The organism is Nitrosomonas sp. Nm58 (genome assembly GCF_900107335.1).
Taxonomy (GTDB): Bacteria; Pseudomonadota; Gammaproteobacteria; order Burkholderiales; family Nitrosomonadaceae; genus Nitrosomonas.
The window spans coordinates 1-1370 of record NZ_FNPQ01000114.1; the positions used below are offsets into that span (position 1 = coordinate 1).

General features: G+C 38.9%; 1 pseudogene. It reads left to right on the top strand.

The features are described from left to right. Window positions 1–350, top strand: a pseudogene (locus BLW34_RS17220) (transposase); the annotation flags it as partial. Window positions 351–1370 lie beyond the last annotated feature (1020 nt).

Sequence of the window (1370 nt, forward strand, 5' to 3'; positions counted from 1 at the left end):
AACTGCTTTAGTTGCCACGATGGGCGAGGCAAATTACTTCAAGTCTGGACGGGAATTCGCTGCCTTTGTGGGGCTTGTTCCAAGACAGAGCGGCACGGGCGGCAAGATTAAGCTGTTAGGCAAAAGCCAAAAGGGGCGACACATATTTACGCACCCTGTTGATACATGGCGCCAGAGCAGTCATGTTCAACGCCAAAGATAAAGGCGCGTGGAGCGAAGCACTGCTGCAGAGGTGTCCGACGAATGTGGCCATTGTTGCGATGGCTAACAAAATGGCACGAACGGCGTGGGCGATTTTAGCGCACGATCGAGAGTACCAAAAGGGTTATATGAGCCAAGTGCCCACATAACAAGGAACAACCACTGAAATAGAGTGGAATGCTGATAGGTTGCGCAGGTAGATAAATCGTGTGATGGCGAAACAGGTCGGACCGCAAGAACGTAAACCTGAATTTTTACCAGTGCTTCGAGCACGAGACGGAGATGAGGACGTTCTTGGCGAATTCCATCAGGGCCCGCAGATAGAAATCCAGTCTGCAATAAGGCCGGATATAAGACTGCAGCCGATTCCTATTTTACCAAAACACGAAATATTGCTTGCCAAACCGGGAGGCGTCCATATAAGAATCATGGAGTCTTGGAATCATACTGTAGAAAATTAGGACACAAAGGAATGTAGACTACTCAAAGATTCCTAAATTGCAAAACAGCTTGGAACGATTGATTTCTGAGAAAAGAAGTTAGAAAAAATTTATTTAAATATTAAAAATAGATTCGCAGTCTACAATGGATAGCTAAATTTTTTCAATCTAGCACAGAAAAGAAAAACCGCCACAGATTCACCATATAACATTATTTGTGGCGGAAATTTATGCTTATTGCTTATTGCTTATTGCTTATTGCTTATTGCTTATTGCTTATTGCTTATTGCTTATTGCTTATTGCTTATTGCTTATTGCTTATTGCTTATTGCTTATTTTTAATCAAGATATCAATTCAAGAATGCTCAACAATACAATAATAGTTAAAATAAAATAATACTCTTTTAATAATTCCATAAATTTTCTCCGTTAGAGTTTTCTTTGTATTTCAGATAACCATATAGATTATATGGTCTCTATGGAGACATATAGTAACGACAAAATATTTAAGAAATAAGCATAATAAAATGCATCATATTGTAGATTAATAGGACACAGTAAATTGCATCTTATTCTAATTCGCATTAGAAACTGCATTAATAATCCAATCCCAGCCGGTTATGATGTGGCTACACTAAACCGGACACATTCCTTAAAATAACTGAAAGAAGGAATGTATTTAAATGACCCAAGAAAAACCCAAAGTCTATACAGCTGAATTTAGGGAGT